Origin of the sequence: Kitasatospora sp. NPDC048722, assembly GCF_040650235.1 — a bacterium.
Lineage (GTDB): Bacteria > Actinomycetota > Actinomycetes > Streptomycetales > Streptomycetaceae > Kitasatospora.
Genome location: NZ_JBEZGX010000005.1, coordinates 115,342 through 129,901, shown reverse-complemented (window position 1 = coordinate 129,901; position 14,560 = coordinate 115,342). Strand labels below are relative to the sequence as shown.

Below are 14,560 nucleotides of genomic sequence, written 5' to 3'. Positions count from 1 at the left end.
CGGCACTACGCGCCGCCGGGCCCTTCCACGGGCTCGGCGGCGCTCTCGTACGCCGCGAGGACGGTGGCCAGCAGGGCGGGGAAGCGCGCCTCCAGGTCGGCCGAACGCAGGGCGGTGAGGCGGCGGTTGGCCTCCTCGCGCTGGCGGATGAGGCCGGACTCGCGCAGCACCTTGAAGTGGTGGCTGAGCGTGGACGGCGCGACGTCCACCGGGAAGGTGCCGCAGGCACGCTCGGGCTCGGCGGCGAGGGTGCGCACGATCGTCATCCGAGTGGGGTCGGAGAGCGCGTGCAGCACGTCGAGCAGGTCGATGTCCTCGACCTCCGGGTGTGTGAGCGCCGTCCGGCGGCGGCTGGTGCTGCGGGGCACGGGTGGGCCTCCAGGTCCGGTGTTCCTGCTTCTGCTGTTCTTCGACGTTCTTCGATGTTCGACAAACGTCGAAGAGGAGTGGTACTAATTTCGTCGTTCGTAGAACATCGTAGCTCTAGGGGGCACCGACATGCGCGCACTGGTGATGACCGCACCCGGCGGGGCGGAGAACTCGCAGGTCAATGACGTCGAGACGGCGAAGCCCGGCCCCGGGCAGGTGGCCGTCGACGTCGCCTACGCCGGGCTCAACTTCGTCGACGTCATGGCGCGGCGCGGTGACGGCGGGTACACCTCCGAGTGGCCGTACCTGCCGGGCAAGGAGGTGGCCGGGACGGTCCGGGCGCTCGGCGAGGGCGTCACGGGGCTCGCGGTCGGCGACCGGGTCGTGGCCGCACCGGTCGGCGGCGGACTGGCGGAGGTCGCCGTCGCCGAGGCCGCGCTCACCGTGCCCGTCCCGGACGGGGTCGGACTGCGCGAGGCCGCGGCCGTCCCGCTGGGCCTGGCCACGTCCGTCCTGCTGCTCACCGACGCGGGGCGCTTCACCGCGGGCGACACCGTGCTCGTGCACTCGGCGGGCGGCGGGATCGGCAGCGCCGTCGCCCAACTGGTGCCGCTCCTGGGCGGGGGCCGGCTGCTCGGCACGGTGGGCCGGCCGGAGAAGGCCGCGGCGGCCGTGGCGGCGGGGTACGACGCGGCGTTCGCGCGCGACGAGAACCTGGTCGAGGCCGTCCGGCAGGCCACGGACGGGCAGGGCGTCGACCTGATCCTCGACCCGCTCGGCACCTCGGCCCTGCCGACCGACCTCGACCTCGCCGCCCCCGGCGGCCGGATCGTCCTCTTCGGCAACGCGGGCGGCGGCGCCGTCGACGCCCTGCCGCCGCTCGGCCGCCTCATGGCCGGCAACCTCACCGTCACCGGCTTCAGCCACCGCGGCCTGGCCGCCACCGCCCCCGCGAAGCTGGCCCGCGCGATCCGCCGCGCCATGGGCCTCCTCGCCGAGGCCCACCTCCCCCTCCCCGTCACCGAGCTGGCCGACCTCACCGACGTCCCCGCCGCCCACGACGCCATGGAGGCGGGGAGGGCGACGGGCAAGTACGTGGTGCGGGTGGCCGGCTGAGCGAGAAGTCCACCTGGCCGACTTCCTGCGCCTCGCCGAACCGAACGGGTGCGGCGAATTGGCCTGGCAGCGGGCTGCTCTCCGGGGGCCGGAGCCGCGTGCGAGGTGTGCGGAGCGCGCAGGAAGTCGGGTGGGGTGGCGCTATCGTGGGCGTTCCCAAAGGGGGTGGGGTGTCGTGTCGATCGAGTTCGTTCGTCGCATGGACGGCCTCATCTACCGGTTCCGCCGTGACGGCCTCTTCAACGGCAGGCCCTCGTTCAAGCGCCTGGATCTGGACCTCTGGTGCCGGTGGCTCCCCGAGCGGGGGTGGTGCACCATCGACGCGCACGGTACTGCCAACTCCTGGCCGCTGTCGGGTCGTACCGGCGGCGAGGAGTTGTCCCCGCCCGTTGGACCCTGGCGTAGCTGGAAGGCCGGCAAGTCCTACCTCTACGATCTCCGTCGCACCGACGCGGACCCTCGCTAGTCCTCCCCCGTCGCGGCGATCACCACCGCATGGCCGTTGCCGATCCCGACGATCGCCGCGTCGAACGTCGCCTCGGTGACGGGGCGCCACGGCACGCGCCCTCCCGGCCTCTCCCCGTACGCCGTCGAGCCGTTGGCCCGCCACCGGGCCTCCGGGCCCAGCAGTGTCACCAGCCCGAGGCCGATCGCGTCGGCCACCGGTCGCATCGGGCCGTCGCCGCCCCGGTACACGAGCTCCCGGATGAGCGTGCCCGCGATCCACGGCGGCGCCTCCTCCGGCGGCACCACGATCGCCAGCGCGGCCTCCATCGCCCGCACGTCCTGCGGGCCCCCGTGTCCGTGCTTGCAGTGTCCGCAGTGCGGGTGGAGCAGGCCGGTCGGCTCCAGGACGTCCCAGCACAACCGGCCATGGCTGCGCCCGTCGTCCGGGCCGAGGTGGACGATGCGGTCGGGCATCAGCTCGACCCACTCGGCGAGCCAGAGGCCGAGGTCCGGGTCCGGACCGAGGTCGTACGGGGGTGGCGGGGCGAAGGAGAGGTTCACGGCGACCAGGATGCCTCAACGGCGCCTGCGGACCTCACGGGTCCGGGTTTCGCACACCGCTCCGACGACGGCCGCCAGGATGATAAGGATCAGCAGTCCGAGCACCGGTGGCCCCGGTGACGGTTGTAGTCGCGCAGCAGCGCGAGCAGGTTGATGAGCGTGCTGGCCGGGATGTTGCCGAGGTTGACCAGCACGCGGCCGTTCATCGCGGTCTCGCCGGGCTTGGCGGACGGCCACAGGAGGCCGAATTCGCTACTCTCCGAACGAAGTTCGACGATCAGCTCGATGATCTGGCGGGTGGTGAGGTGCCGGATCGCGGGATCGGAGGGGTGGATGGGGTGCAGGGCGTTCACGCGGCACCGTCCAGCTCGAACCAGACCGTCTTGCCGAGCTTCTGGGGGTCGACGCCCCAGCGGTGGGTGAGGCCGGTGACGAGCTGGAGGCCTCGGCCGGTCTCGGAGAGGGTGGAGGGGTCTCGGGGTTCGGGGAGCGTTGTGCTGCGGTCGGCGACGGCGACCCGCAGGGTGTTGCGGAGGAAGACGATCAGGACGACGGGGGAGGTCGTCCCGCCGTGGCGCCAGGCGTTGACGATCAGTTCGACGAGCGCGAGTTCGGCATCGGCGATGACGGAGGGCGGCCATCCGGCCCTGGTCATGGCTTCACGGAGAGCTTCACGGGAGAGCGTGAGGGAGGGCGAGTTGAGGTGACGCATGGGGATTCTCCCAGCGGTACAGGCGGATTGACGCTTCGTTACGTGAGCGCCGCGTCACAGACTGTAGGGCAGTGATGGCACATTTGCCACTCATCAATGGAAGATTTGCTTTCTCCGACAGGCCGCGCCGCTGCGGTGGGATGCTTGAGGGATGCCACCTATCCCAACCGCACGCCGCAAGCGCGTCGGCATCGAGCTGCGAAAGATGCGGGATGCCGCCGGCCGCACGGCAGGAGAGGCTGCTGCCGTCCTCGGAGTGGATCGCAGCAAGATCACGCTGATCGAGCAGGGGACCTACCCGGTCAGCGCCGAGCGAGTGGTGACGCTCGCCAGCGAGTACGAAGAAGGCGACGCTGCGTACGTCGACGCGGTCGCGGAGATGGCCGCAGACCGGACCAAGGGATGGTGGGAAGAGCACAGAGGACTGGTTCCCGCCGGAATACTCGAAATCTCCGAGGTCGAGCACTATGCGCACGGCTTGTCGACGTACCAGATCTGCCATGTGCCCGGACTCATGCAGACGGAGGAAACCGCTCGGGCGATCTTCCAAGAGGTCTATCCACCACTACGACCGCTGAACATCGAGGCACGGGTCGAAAACCGAATGCGTCGTGCCGAGTTGGTGACGCGGATCGAATACGAGGCGATCGTGCATGAGGCGGCTCTGCGCATGGAGTTCGGAGGTCCGGCGGTGGCGCGAGCACAGCTGAAGCACCTGCTCGCACTCTCGGAGACGCCGAACATCACGCTACGAGTGCTTGAGTTCAAGTCCGGCGGCTTCAAAGGCGCAGGTCAAGCAGTGATGTACGCACGTGGCCCAGTACCCCGCCTCGATACGGTTCAGCTGGACTCCGTAGGCTCACCGGCGTTCTTGACCGAGATGAACCAGCTGGAGAACTACCGGAACATCATCGGGGCGATGCGTGATCGAGCACTCGACCCGGCGGCTTCTCGGGATGCGATCTCCAGCATCATGAACGACCTGTGAGGGATCTGGTGGACGAGCTCACCTGGCGCAAGCCCAGCATCTGCGGTGATGGCAATAACTGCCCTGAGGTGGCGATCACCGCTGACGGTGTCCTCATACGTAGCAGTCTGGTTCCTGATGGGATCGCCCAATTCACCTCCGCCGAATGGCGGGATCTGGTCGCTGCGATCCGGTCCGGGGAGTTCGACCTCTAACCACGGGGTAGCGACGCCATCATGAACACGACCATGCGAAACGTTCTCGTATCCCTCGTGACCGTCGCGGCCCTCGGTGTCGCTGCCGCCCCGGTGGCCTCCGCCGCGCCCTCCGTCTCCGCCGCGACCCGCAACCCCTCCACCGTCAAGGCCGCCGCCTACAACCAGGCCCGCAGCATCCTCGCCAACGCCGGCAGCCAGACAGCCGCCAAGTCCCACCCCGTCCACGGCAAGCCCGACGTCCCCGTCTCCTACGGCACCTCGCTCCTCGCCTCCGCCCGGGACGAGTTCCGCGCCAAGGACAAGAACCTCCCGCCCAAGGACAAGAAGTCGGACATGTCCATCGCCCACTACAACGCCATCCACAGCGCCGCCACCACCATGGGCATCGACCGCTGGTAGCGACGCCCCCGGCCCGGGCGACGTTTCCGTCGCCCGGGCCGCACCGGCGATACCCCCGTCACCTCCGGTAGAACACCTTCTTCGACCACATGAACCCGACCACCGTCAGGCCCGTGCACCACGCCAGCGCGCTCCACCCGCTGCCGCCGATCTCCGTCCCCATCAGCAGCCCCCGCAGCGTCTCGATGATCGGCGTGAACGGCTGGTACTCCGCGAACCACCTCAGCACCGTCGGCATGGAATCCGGCGGGACGATCGCACTCCCGATGAACGGCAGGAACGTCAGCGGCAACGGCGTGTTGCTCGCGCTCTCCGGCGTCTTCGACACCAGCCCGATCCCCGCCGATATCCACGTCAGCGCCAGCGTCACGAACCCCAGCAGCCCCGCCGCCGCCAGCCACTCCACGAACCCCGCGTGCGGCCGGAACCCCATCGCCAGCGCCGCGCCTATCACCAGCACCAGCGCGACCATCGTCTGGATGACGCTCCCGACCACGTGCCCCGCCAGGAACGCCGACCGCGATATCGCCATCGTCCGGAAGCGGTTGACGATCCCCTCGGTCATGTCCACGCAGACGCCCACCGCCGTGGCCACCGACCCCGCCGTCGCCGTCATCAGCACGATCCCCGGTGCCACGTAGTCGATGTAGTTCCCACCACCGATCCCCGCGCCCAGCGCCCCGCCGAACCCGTAGTTGAACAGCGCCAGGATCATCACCGGCATCAGCACGACCGAGAACGTCATCGCCGGGTACCGCAGCGCGTGCTTCAGGTTCCGCCGCAGCATCGTGAGCGAGTCGCTCATCACGTACGTCGCACTCATCGCGCGCCCTCCCCCGTCAGCGTCAGGAACACGTCGTCCAGGTCCGCCGTCTCCACGACCAGCGACTCCGCCCGCACGCCCGCGTTGTCGAGCGCGTCCAGCACCGCCTTCACCGTGACCACCGAGTTGTCGCCCGGTATGTCCAGGCACAGCCCCTCGGCGTCCGCCGTCGCGTAGTCGAACAGCTCGGCCGCCGCGTCGAGCCGGCCCGCGTCCGCGAACTGCACCCGGATCCGCCCGCCCGGGACGATCCGCTTGAGCTCCTCGGCCGTGCCCTCCGCCACGATCCGGCCACCGTCCAGCACGGCTATCCGGTCGGCGAGTTGGTCCGCCTCCTCCAGGTACTGCGTGGTGAGGAAGACCGTCACGCCGTGGTCCGTCACCAGCCCCCGGATGATCTCCCACATCGTGCGCCGGCTGCGGGGATCCAGGCCCGTCGTCGGCTCGTCCAGGAAGATCACCCGGGGATCCCCGACCAGCGTCATCGCCAGATCGAGTTTCCTTCTCATCCCGCCCGAGAAGGTGGACACCGGCTTCCGCGCCGCCTCCGTCAGGTCGAACCGCCGCAGCAGCTCCTCCGCCCGCCTCCGCCCCTCCCGACGGCGGAGGTGGTTGAGGTCCGCCATCAGCATCAGGTTCTCCTCGGCCGTCAGCAGGTTGTCCACCGCCGAGAACTGCCCGGTGACCCCGATCGCCGCCCGCACTCCGTCCCCCTCGCGGACGACGTCGTGCCCGGCCACCCGGGCCACCCCGCCGTCCGCCGGGATGAGAGTGGAGAGGATCTCCACCGTGGTCGTCTTGCCGGCGCCGTTCGGCCCCAGCAGGGCGAACACCGTGCCCGCCGCGATCTCCAGGTCGATGCCGTCCAGCACGACCTTCTCGCCGTACGCCTTGGTCAGTCCGACCGCCGAGATCGCCGCCATCACGCCCGCCGGACGGTGATGTCGCCCATTTCGGTCTGCGCCCGGACCTCGACGGTCTCGCGGGCCTCGCCCGGTCCCTCCGTCGCACCCAGTTCGTTGCGCAGCCGCCCGTGCTTGCTGTGCACGTCCAGCCAGGCCGCCGTGCCCTCCGCGATGCCGACCTCCAGCTCTCCGAGGGCCGTCTGCAGCGACACCCGGCCGCGCTCGACCCGGCCGATCCGGATCGGGCCGTGCGCCGTCTTGGCGTCCACCCCGGCGTGCGCGGTGCCGACCTCGATCCGGCCGAAGGACGCGTTGGCCCTGACCTCCCCGTGGACCTCGCGGACCTCGGTGTCGCCGTTGCTGTTCTTCACCGTCAGCACACCGAGCACCGTGCCGATCTCGATCCGGCCGAGGCCGGAGACCTCCGCGTCGCCGTCGGCCGAGCCCAGCCGGACGTCCCCGCTGTCCGTCTTGAGCGAGACGTTCGCCGCGCTCTCGACGTGGATCCGGCCGAGCGAGGTCTTCAGCCGGCAGTCCCCGAGCGGGCCCTCGGTGACGAAGGTGGCCAGCGGGGCGTCGCCGTCGATCTCCGAGCCGGCCGGCAGCTCGATCAGGACGTCGACCGACCCGACGCGGCCGAACACGTTGCGCTTGCGGGGGCCCTTCAGGGTGAGCCGGCCCCCGGCGAAGTCGACCTTCGTCTGCTGCGCGGCCTTGACGTCCAGCTCGACGGCGGCGTTGGACGGCGTCACCTCGGCGACGACGTCGGTGCGCTTGCCGGCGCGGATCCGCACCGAGGCGATGTCGAACTCGATGACGGCGGTGATCGGGCCGTTGGTCTCGTACGTGGGCATGGCTGTCCCGTCCTCTTGGCTTCGAAGGGTGTTCCCGCTGGTCGGAGCGGGGGTGACGTCGTGCTGTGAAGTGGTGCGGGTCGTGCGGGTGGTACGGAGAGGCGTTACTGGACCCAGCCGGTGAAACCCTGCCCCCGGCCGCGCCGGGACTGCGGCTGGGGCTGTACGGCCGGCCTCGCGACCGGCTCACCGCCCTCCAGCGCGCCCGCCACGACCCGGACCAGCCAGGCGTTGAGCGACAGGCCCTCCTGCCCGGCGGCGTCCTCGGCCCTGGTCTTGAGGTGGGCCGGGAGCCGGAGGTTGATCCGGGCGGTGCCGCCCTCGTCCGACTCCGGCGCCACGGACGACGCCAGTGGTGCCATCGGCGCCGGCGATGGCACCATCGGCGATGCCATCGGCTCCACCTCGTGCGGGAAGGCGTCACTGCCCGGCGGCACGCTCACCACGAACTCGGGGTTCACGCCGCGCAGCCGCACGTCCACCGAGCCCGGCGCGAGCTCACGGGTGATCTCACTCGTGGCGGCCGACAGGGCGTCGAGCAGCGTGAGCCGCACGGCCGACTCCAGCGGCAGCGTCAGCCGCTCGGCCAGCGCACGGGCTTCTTCCCCGCCCGTGCCCGCGGCCACCGCGAGCTCGTTCCGAAGGTTTTCGACGTACGGCGTGAGGTCCATGGCTCAACCATGGCACGCGGATGGCGCCATGTCGAGCGAAAAGCGGTGCCATTTTGGCGCCATGCAGGCACCGCCCCGAGCGTCACCCCGGGAACACGGAGCCCGAAGAACGCGGAACCGCCCCGCCGGACGAGGCCGACGGGGCGGTTCACCAGGGAAGGCGCGGCGGGGAACTAGCCCTGCTGCCACCCCGCCAGGTACGAGTCGATCTCGGCGGCCAGCCGTGCCTTGCCGGCCTGCTCCAGGAACGACGCCTCCACCGCGTTGCGCGCCAGCCCGGCCACGCCCGCCTCGTCCAGGCCCAGCAGCCGCGCCGCCACCGCGTACTCGGTGTTCAGGTCCGTGCCGAACATCGGCGGGTCGTCGCTGTTGATCGTGACCAGCAGCCCGGCGTCCACCATCTGCCTGATCGGGTGGTCCTCGATCCGCTCCACCGCGCGCGTGGCGGTGTTCGAGGTCGGGCAGACCTCCAGCGGGATCCGGTGCTCGCCCAGGTGGTCCAGCAGTGCCGGGTCCTTCACGGACTGCGTGCCGTGGCCGATCCGCTCGGCGCCCAGCACCCGCAGCGCGTCCCACACCGTCTCCGGACCGGTCGTCTCACCGGCGTGCGGGACGGAACGCAGACCGGCCGCGCGCGCCCGGTCGAAGTACGGCTTGAACTGCGGGCGCGGCACACCGATCTCCGGACCGCCCAGACCGAAGCTGACCAGGCCCTCCGGCGCCAGCTCCGTCGCGAGCCGCGCGGTGACCTCGGCGGCCTCCAGGCCCGCCTCGCCCGGGATGTCGAAGCACCAGCGCAGCACGACGCCGAGGTCCTTCTCGGCGCGCAGACGGGCGTCCTCGATCGCCTCCATGAAGGCGACCTCCGGGATGCCGCGCTTCACCGAGGAGTACGGGGTGATCGTCAGCTCGGCGTACCGGATGTTCTGGCGCGCCATGTCCTCGGCCACGCCGTAGGTGAGCGAACGGACGTCCTCGGCGTCGCGGACCAGGTCCACGACGCTCAGGTACACCTCGATGAAGTGCGCGAAGTCGGTGAAGGTGAAGTACTCGGCGAGCGCCGCCGGATCGGCCGGCACCTTCGACTGGCCGGCGTGGCGGGCGGCCAGTTCGGCGACGACCCGCGGCGAGGCCGAGCCGACGTGGTGGACGTGCAGTTCCGCCTTGGGCATGCCGGCGATGAACGCCTCGATGCCCCGGGCCCCGGTGGGGTTTCCGATCCGACTTCCGTCCGGCTGGACCACGGTCGTTCCCTTCTCTCCTGCTGCTCTACGCGCGTTCGCTGTGCCGCCAAGGATAGGGGCCGCAGGGCTGTAACCGGTCGGGCACGGGAGAGGAGGGGCGCGGGGGCCGGGACGGAGGGGGAGAGGGACGCCGGAAAGGAACCGGTCAGCCGCCCAGGGCCACGGCCACCGTGTGGATCAGCAGGCCGGCCAGGGCCCCCACCACCGTGCCGTTGATTCGGATGAACTGCAGGTCGCGCCCCACGTTGGCCTCGATCTTGCGCGACGCGTCGTCGGCGTCCCAGCCCGCCACCGTCTCCGAGATCAGCGAGGTGATCTCCGTGCGGTACGTGTCGACCAGGTACTGGGCCGCGTCCTGGAGCCAGCCGTCCACCTTGGCCTGGAGCTTGGCGTCCGTGGCCAGGCGTGAACCGAAGCGCCGCACGCCGTCGCGGATGCGCCGGCGCAGTTCGCTGTCCTCGTCCTCCGCCGCGTTCACCACCAGCGTGCGGACGGCCGCCCAGGTGGAGGCGATCAGGTCCTGCACCTCGGGGCGGGCGAGCATCTCGGCCTTGGCCCGCTCGACCCGGGCGATGGTCTCCGGGTCGGTCTGGAGCTCGGTGGCGAAGTCGGCCAGGAACTTGTCGATCGCGCCGCGGGCCGGGTGGTCCTGGTCGTCCCTGATGTCGGTGACGAACCGCATGAGCTCCTTGTAGACCCGCTCGCCGACCTGGTGGTCGATGAACTTCGGCGTCCAGCCCGGCGTCTTCTGGGTGACCCGCTGCACGACCTCCTCGTGGTTGGCCGTCAGCCAGCCGTGCGCGCGGACGGCCACCAGATCGACCACGCCGTGGTGCCCGCCGTCCGCGACCACCTTCCCCAGCATCCGGCCCATCGGCTCGGCCACCGAGGTGGCCGCCGCCCGCCTGGTCACCGCCTCGCCGACGACCGCCTGCACGTCGTCGTCGCGCAGCACCGCGAGCACGCCGCGCAGCGCCGCCGACGCCTCCTTGGTGACCCGCTCGGCGCTGCCCGGCGCGGCCAGCCACTCCCCCAGCCGGCGGCCGATGCCGAGGGCGGCGAGCCGGCCGCGGACCACGTGGCCGGAGAGGAAGTTCTCCCCGACGAAGTCGCCGAGCGAGCGGCCGAACGCGTCCTTCTTCGTCGGGATGATCGCGGTGTGCGGGATCGGCAGGCCGAACGGGCGGCGGAACAGCGCCGTCACCGCGAACCAGTCGGCCAGCGCGCCGACCATGCCCGCCTCCGCGGCGGCGGCCACGTACCCGGCCCAGGCGCCCGCGCCGGCCGCCTCGGCCCACGTGGACAGGGCGAAGACCAGGGTCGCGAAGGCCAGCAGGCCGGTCGCGATGGTCTTCATCCGGCGGACGCCGCGTCTCTTCTCCTCATCGGCCGCGGTGAACCGGACCCCGGGGCCGGTCCCGCTGAAGGCTTCGTCGCTCACCCCGCCAGTCTGCCCGCTGGGCAGCGCGGGCGGGGGCGCGCCCCGCGATCACGCGCCCGTCGACGCTCCGCTGCACCCCACCCGGCACCCTCACGCCCCGCCCAGCACGATCCGCCGCACCCCCTGCGCCGCCCACCGCGCCGGATCCGTGCACCGCCGCCCGTCCAGCAGCACCCGCACGCCCGGCAGGTCCTCCGGCCCCAGCTGCCGGTACTCCGGGTGGTCCGCCTGAAGCACCGCCGCCGCCACCGGCTCCCCGGCGTGCGGGGGGAGCCCGAGCGCCGTCAGTTCGTCCGCGTCGTACAGCGGATCGGCGACGTACGGCCGCGCGCCCGCCGCCGCCAGCGCCTCGACCAGCGGGAACACCCCCGAGTACGCCGTCTCCTTGACGCCGCCCCGGTACGACGCGCCGAGCACCAGCACGCCCTGCCCGGCCACGCCGCCCGCGAGCGCGCCGTCCAGCAGCCCGACCGCGTACCCGGGCATCTCCAGGTTGGCCGCGCGCGCGGCCCGGACGACCGTCGCCGTCGGGTCGTTCCACAGGTACAGCCGTGGGTAGACCGGGATGCAGTGCCCGCCGACCGCGATGCCGGGCCGGTGCAGGTGGCTGTACGGCTGCGAGTTGCACGCGTCGGCGACGGCCGCGAAGTCGACGCCGATCCGGTCCGCGTACCGCGCGAACTGGTTGGCCAGCGCGATGTTGACGTCCCGGTACGTCGTCTCGGCGAGCTTGGCGAACTCGGCCGCCTCCGCCGAGGCCAGCTCCCAGACGCCGTTGGGCCGGGGCAGGTCCGGGCGCGGGTCGAAGTCCAGCACGGCGCGGTAGAACTCGGCACCGCGCCGGGTGGACGCCGCGTCGACGCCGCCGACCAGCTTGGGGTAGCGCCGCAGGTCGGCGAAGACCCGGCCGGTGCGCACCCGCTCCGGGCTGAAGACCAGCGCGAAGTCCGCCGCGGCGGCCAGCCCGGAGCCGGCCGCCAGCCGGGGCGCCCAGCGGCCGCGGGTGACCCCGACCGGCAGGGTGGTCTCGTAGCTGACGAGCGCGCCCCGGCGCAGCCCGGCGGCGACGGCGTCGGTGGCGGCGTCGAGCAGGGCGAAGTCCGGCGTGCCGTCGGCCGCGGTGACGAGGGGGACCACCAGGACGACGGCCTCCGCCCCGGCGACGGCGGTGGTGGTGTCGGTCGTCGCGGTCAACAACCCCTCGGCGACGACCCGTTTCAGGGCCTCGTCCAAACCCTCCTCGCGGGGGAACGGCGGCACTCCCCGGTTGACGGACCGGACCACCCGGGGCGCGATGTCGGCGCCCGTCACCCGGTGGCCCTTGAGCGCGAACTGGACGGCCAGCGGCAGGCCGAGCTTGCCCAGGCCGACCACGCAGACGTCCAGCGGGCGCTGCCCGGTCCCGCTCATCCCCGGCCCCCGTTCACCGAGTTGGCCAGCCGGCGCCACACCGGGTAGCGCCGCAGGCCGCGGCGCAGGTGCTCCGGGACGATGCCGCGCCACAGCTGCTGGGCGAGGTTGAGCGGCGGTGGCGGGGGGTCCGCCGCCGGGGCCGTCTCCCGCAGGAGGAACAGGTCGTCGGGCAGCCCGAGGTCGCCGTCCCGGAAGGCCGGGTAGCCGGCGTAGTGGCGGCCGCCCTCGACCACGGCCGGTGGCTCGCCGTGCGCCGCCTCGTAGCGGATCAGGTCGCGCAGCGCCTCCGGCCGTCCGGCGGCGGCCAGTTCCAGGCGCAGCCGGTCGGGGACGGGCAGCCGGGGGAAGACCTCGCGGGCGCCGAAGCAGTCGACCAGGCGGCCGACCTCGGCGCAGACGCGGTGCTGCACGTCGTCGTCGAGGAGCAGGAAGCCGTCCCGGAGCAGGCGCGGCACGTCCCACGCGAAGCTGCGGGCGCGGATCGCGTCGAGCTCCTCCCCCGGTTCGGCGAGGTCGGCGGCGACCTGCTGGAGGGCGGCGATGCCGCGCAGCCGGTCCAGGACGGAGGCGCGCTCGGTGACGTTGCCGCGGTCCTCGCGCAGCACGAGGAAGTAGCAGTCGTAGTCGGCGAGGACGGAGACGCGCCCGGCCCGCAGGCAGGCCTCCAGGGTGAACGGCTGGTCGGAGAAGACCTTCAGCCCCTCGTCGCGGCAGAGCCCGTGTCGCCGGATGAGGTCGAGGCGGAACAGCTTGGTGTCGGACAGGGCCCACGCGAGCGCCGAGTCGGCGAAGCCGACGGACTCGGCGCTGGCGTGGAAGATCCCCTGCGGCACCAGCCGGCCGTTCACCCCGACGTGCTTGGGCACGACGACGTCCGACTCCCACGCGTCGGCCGCCGTCACCAGCCGCTCCAGTGCCTCGTCGCCGAGCCAGTCGTCCGCGCCGAGGAACAGCACGTAGCGGCCGCGGGCCAGCGCCAGGGCCCGGTTGGTGGGGGCGGCCGGGCCGCCGGAGTTGCGCTGGTGCACCACCCGGAACAGGCCGGGGTGGCGGGCCGCGTAGTCGTCCAGGACGGCCTCGCCGCCGTCCGTGGAACCGTCGTCGACGACCACGACCTCGAACCGGCCCGGGGCGAGGCTCTGGGCGACCAGCGAGTCCAGGCAGGCGGTGAGGTAGGGCATGGTGTTGTAGACCGCGACCACCACGGTCACGTCGGGTCCGGTCATCGGGTCGTGCTGCCCCTCGGGTTCTCGGTGCGGTGGGCTGTGGGTGGGCCGTGCGGTGCGGTCCGCCGTGCGCGAGGCGGTGCGCGGTGCGCACGTCGACGCAGGCTCAACCCGCGCACCCGCCGGGGAGTCACGGGACTCCCCGGACGGGCGACGGCGGTCAACCGGTTGCTCCGACTGTCACCCCCCGAGGTCCGGACCGCCCGAGCACCCCGGCTCAGCCGATCGCGACCTCCGCGTACATCCGCGCGATCACGTCCTCGATCGCCGGCTCGCGCACCGACAGGTCCACCAGCGGGTACCGCGCCGCCACCGCCGCGACGAGCGGCGCCGCGCTCTCCTTCGCGGGGAAGGCCAGCCACTGCCGCGGGCCCTCGACCCTGACCACCCGCGTGCCGGGCACCTCGATCGGCGGGCGGGCCTCGGCGAGGTCGACGACCAGCGTCCGCTCGCTCTCCCCCGCCTCGTGCAGGCCGGCCAGCCCGCCGTCGTAGACGACCCGGCCGTGGTCGATGACCATCACCCGGTCGCAGAGCTGCTCGATGTCGGTCAGGTCGTGGGTGGTGAGCAGGACGGTCGTGCCGCGGTCGCGGTTCACCTCGCGGAGGAACTCGCGCACCCTGCTCTTGCTGACCACGTCCAGGCCGATGGTCGGCTCGTCCAGGTACAGCACCTGCGGGTCGTGCAGGAGCGCGGCGGCGAGGTCGCCGCGCATCCGCTGGCCGAGCGAGAGCTGGCGCACGGGGGTGTCCAGCAGTGCCGCCAGGTCGAGGAGTTCGACGCAGCGGGCGAGGTTCGCGCGGTACCTCGGATCGGGGATCCGGTAGATCCGGCGGGCGAGTTCGAAGGAGTCGCGCAGCGGGAGGTCCCACCAGAGCGTGGTGCGCTGGCCGAAGACCACGCCGATCCGGCGGGCCAGCGCGACGCGCTCGCGGGCCGGGTCCACCCCGGCGACGCGCAGCCGTCCGCCGCTGGGGACGAGGATGCCGGTGAGCATCTTGATGGTGGTCGACTTGCCGGCGCCGTTCGGGCCGATGTAGCCGACGCACTCGCCGGCCTCGACGGCGAAGGTGAGCCCGTCCACCGCGCGCACCTCGCGCTTCACCCGGCTGAACCGGCCGGTGCGGGCCCGGACGGTGAAGGTGCGGCGGACGTCTTCGAGTTCGATCAGTGCCATGGGCGGTTCCTCCTGGA

General features: G+C 72.2%; 18 protein-coding genes. 5 read left to right on the top strand and 13 right to left on the bottom strand.

Annotated features, from left to right (window positions below):
• Positions 1-5 precede the first annotated feature (5 nt).
• On the bottom strand, positions 6-368 hold the full coding sequence (locus AB0C76_RS06520) for a helix-turn-helix domain-containing protein (protein ID WP_359960573.1): 363 nt from the start codon (positions 366-368) through the stop codon (positions 6-8).
• A 130-nt stretch (positions 369-498) separates the two neighbouring features.
• Here AB0C76_RS06520 and AB0C76_RS06515 point away from each other — a divergent pair, with 130 nt between their 5' ends.
• Both AB0C76_RS06515 and AB0C76_RS06510 read left to right on the top strand, forming a co-directional pair.
• On the top strand, positions 499-1,485 hold the full coding sequence (locus tag AB0C76_RS06515; RefSeq protein WP_359960570.1) for a zinc-binding dehydrogenase: 987 nt from the start codon (positions 499-501) through the stop codon (positions 1,483-1,485).
• Positions 1,486-1,660: 175 nt separating this feature from the next.
• Positions 1,661-1,951, top strand: a complete 291-nt coding sequence (locus AB0C76_RS06510; protein ID WP_359960567.1) for a hypothetical protein — start codon at positions 1,661-1,663, stop codon at positions 1,949-1,951.
• Here AB0C76_RS06510 and AB0C76_RS06505 read toward each other — a convergent pair.
• The 3 genes from AB0C76_RS06505 to AB0C76_RS06495 all read right to left on the bottom strand — a co-directional run bounded on the left by AB0C76_RS06505 (position 1,948) and on the right by AB0C76_RS06495 (position 3,205).
• Positions 1,948-2,493, bottom strand: coding sequence for a hypothetical protein (locus AB0C76_RS06505; RefSeq protein WP_359960564.1), 546 nt, complete (start codon positions 2,491-2,493; stop codon positions 1,948-1,950). The genes AB0C76_RS06510 and AB0C76_RS06505 overlap by 4 nt on opposite strands.
• 89 nt (positions 2,494-2,582) lie before the next feature.
• Entirely contained in the window at positions 2,583-2,846 is a 264-nt protein-coding gene (locus tag AB0C76_RS06500) for a hypothetical protein (RefSeq protein ID WP_359960561.1), read from the bottom strand.
• Positions 2,843-3,205, bottom strand: a complete 363-nt coding sequence (locus AB0C76_RS06495; RefSeq protein ID WP_359960559.1) for an ATP-binding protein — start codon at positions 3,203-3,205, stop codon at positions 2,843-2,845. Before AB0C76_RS06495 ends, AB0C76_RS06500 begins: the two co-directional genes overlap by 4 nt.
• Before the next feature lie 151 nt (positions 3,206-3,356).
• Here AB0C76_RS06495 and AB0C76_RS06490 point away from each other — a divergent pair, with 151 nt between their 5' ends.
• The 3 genes from AB0C76_RS06490 to AB0C76_RS06480 are packed head-to-tail and all read left to right on the top strand — an operon-like array spanning position 3,357 to position 4,789.
• Positions 3,357-4,193 (top strand): helix-turn-helix transcriptional regulator, encoded by an 837-nt coding sequence (locus tag AB0C76_RS06490; protein ID WP_359960556.1) that lies wholly within the window; start codon positions 3,357-3,359, stop codon positions 4,191-4,193.
• 8 nt (positions 4,194-4,201) lie between these two features.
• Entirely contained in the window at positions 4,202-4,387 is a 186-nt protein-coding gene (locus AB0C76_RS06485) for a DUF397 domain-containing protein (protein WP_359960553.1), read from the top strand.
• A gap of 21 nt (positions 4,388-4,408) precedes the next feature.
• Positions 4,409-4,789 (top strand): hypothetical protein, encoded by a 381-nt coding sequence (locus AB0C76_RS06480; RefSeq protein ID WP_359960550.1) that lies wholly within the window; start codon positions 4,409-4,411, stop codon positions 4,787-4,789.
• A 58-nt stretch (positions 4,790-4,847) separates the two neighbouring features.
• On the opposite strand, the gene AB0C76_RS06475 is transcribed toward AB0C76_RS06480, so the two are convergent.
• The 9 genes from AB0C76_RS06475 to AB0C76_RS06435 all read right to left on the bottom strand — a co-directional run bounded on the left by AB0C76_RS06475 (position 4,848) and on the right by AB0C76_RS06435 (position 14,543).
• Positions 4,848-5,612, bottom strand: a complete 765-nt coding sequence (locus tag AB0C76_RS06475; protein ID WP_359960547.1) for an ABC transporter permease — start codon at positions 5,610-5,612, stop codon at positions 4,848-4,850.
• Entirely contained in the window at positions 5,609-6,535 is a 927-nt protein-coding gene (locus AB0C76_RS06470; protein ID WP_359960544.1) for an ATP-binding cassette domain-containing protein, read from the bottom strand. The genes AB0C76_RS06475 and AB0C76_RS06470 overlap by 4 nt, the downstream gene beginning before the upstream one ends.
• The gene (locus AB0C76_RS06465) at positions 6,535-7,371 is read right to left on the bottom strand and encodes a DUF4097 family beta strand repeat-containing protein (RefSeq protein ID WP_359960541.1); all 837 of its coding nucleotides are present in this window, start codon (positions 7,369-7,371) and stop codon (positions 6,535-6,537) included. The genes AB0C76_RS06470 and AB0C76_RS06465 overlap by 1 nt, the downstream gene beginning before the upstream one ends.
• A gap of 104 nt (positions 7,372-7,475) precedes the next feature.
• Positions 7,476-8,042, bottom strand: a complete 567-nt coding sequence (locus tag AB0C76_RS06460) for a hypothetical protein (RefSeq protein WP_359960538.1) — start codon at positions 8,040-8,042, stop codon at positions 7,476-7,478.
• A gap of 173 nt (positions 8,043-8,215) precedes the next feature.
• On the bottom strand, positions 8,216-9,286 hold the full coding sequence (locus tag AB0C76_RS06455; protein WP_359960535.1) for an adenosine deaminase: 1,071 nt from the start codon (positions 9,284-9,286) through the stop codon (positions 8,216-8,218).
• A gap of 145 nt (positions 9,287-9,431) precedes the next feature.
• On the bottom strand, positions 9,432-10,727 hold the full coding sequence (locus AB0C76_RS06450; protein WP_359960532.1) for a DUF445 domain-containing protein: 1,296 nt from the start codon (positions 10,725-10,727) through the stop codon (positions 9,432-9,434).
• Positions 10,728-10,817: 90 nt separating this feature from the next.
• Complete coding sequence (locus tag AB0C76_RS06445; protein WP_359960735.1) at positions 10,818-12,113, bottom strand: nucleotide sugar dehydrogenase; 1,296 nt, start codon at positions 12,111-12,113, stop codon at positions 10,818-10,820.
• Positions 12,114-12,133: 20 nt separating this feature from the next.
• Entirely contained in the window at positions 12,134-13,366 is a 1,233-nt protein-coding gene (locus tag AB0C76_RS06440) for a glycosyltransferase (RefSeq protein WP_359960529.1), read from the bottom strand.
• Between the two features lie 217 nt (positions 13,367-13,583).
• Positions 13,584-14,543: an ATP-binding cassette domain-containing protein gene (locus tag AB0C76_RS06435; protein ID WP_359960526.1), complete on the bottom strand. Its 960-nt coding sequence runs from the start codon at positions 14,541-14,543 to the stop codon at positions 13,584-13,586.
• Between the last annotated feature and the right edge of the window lie 17 nt (positions 14,544-14,560).

Coding starts and splice junctions, on each gene's coding strand:
- AB0C76_RS06515 (WP_359960570.1), top strand. CDS start 499: ATGCGCGCACTGGTGATGACCGCACCCGGCGGGGCGGAGAACTCGCAG.
- AB0C76_RS06495 (WP_359960559.1), bottom strand. CDS start 3,205: ATGCGTCACCTCAACTCGCCCTCCCTCACGCTCTCCCGTGAAGCTCTC.
- AB0C76_RS06490 (WP_359960556.1), top strand. CDS start 3,357: ATGCCACCTATCCCAACCGCACGCCGCAAGCGCGTCGGCATCGAGCTG.
- AB0C76_RS06480 (WP_359960550.1), top strand. CDS start 4,409: ATGAACACGACCATGCGAAACGTTCTCGTATCCCTCGTGACCGTCGCG.
- AB0C76_RS06475 (WP_359960547.1), bottom strand. CDS start 5,612: ATGAGTGCGACGTACGTGATGAGCGACTCGCTCACGATGCTGCGGCGG.
- AB0C76_RS06470 (WP_359960544.1), bottom strand. CDS start 6,535: ATGGCGGCGATCTCGGCGGTCGGACTGACCAAGGCGTACGGCGAGAAG.
- AB0C76_RS06465 (WP_359960541.1), bottom strand. CDS start 7,371: ATGCCCACGTACGAGACCAACGGCCCGATCACCGCCGTCATCGAGTTC.
- AB0C76_RS06460 (WP_359960538.1), bottom strand. CDS start 8,042: ATGGACCTCACGCCGTACGTCGAAAACCTTCGGAACGAGCTCGCGGTG.
- AB0C76_RS06440 (WP_359960529.1), bottom strand. CDS start 13,366: ATGACCGGACCCGACGTGACCGTGGTGGTCGCGGTCTACAACACCATG.
- AB0C76_RS06435 (WP_359960526.1), bottom strand. CDS start 14,543: ATGGCACTGATCGAACTCGAAGACGTCCGCCGCACCTTCACCGTCCGG.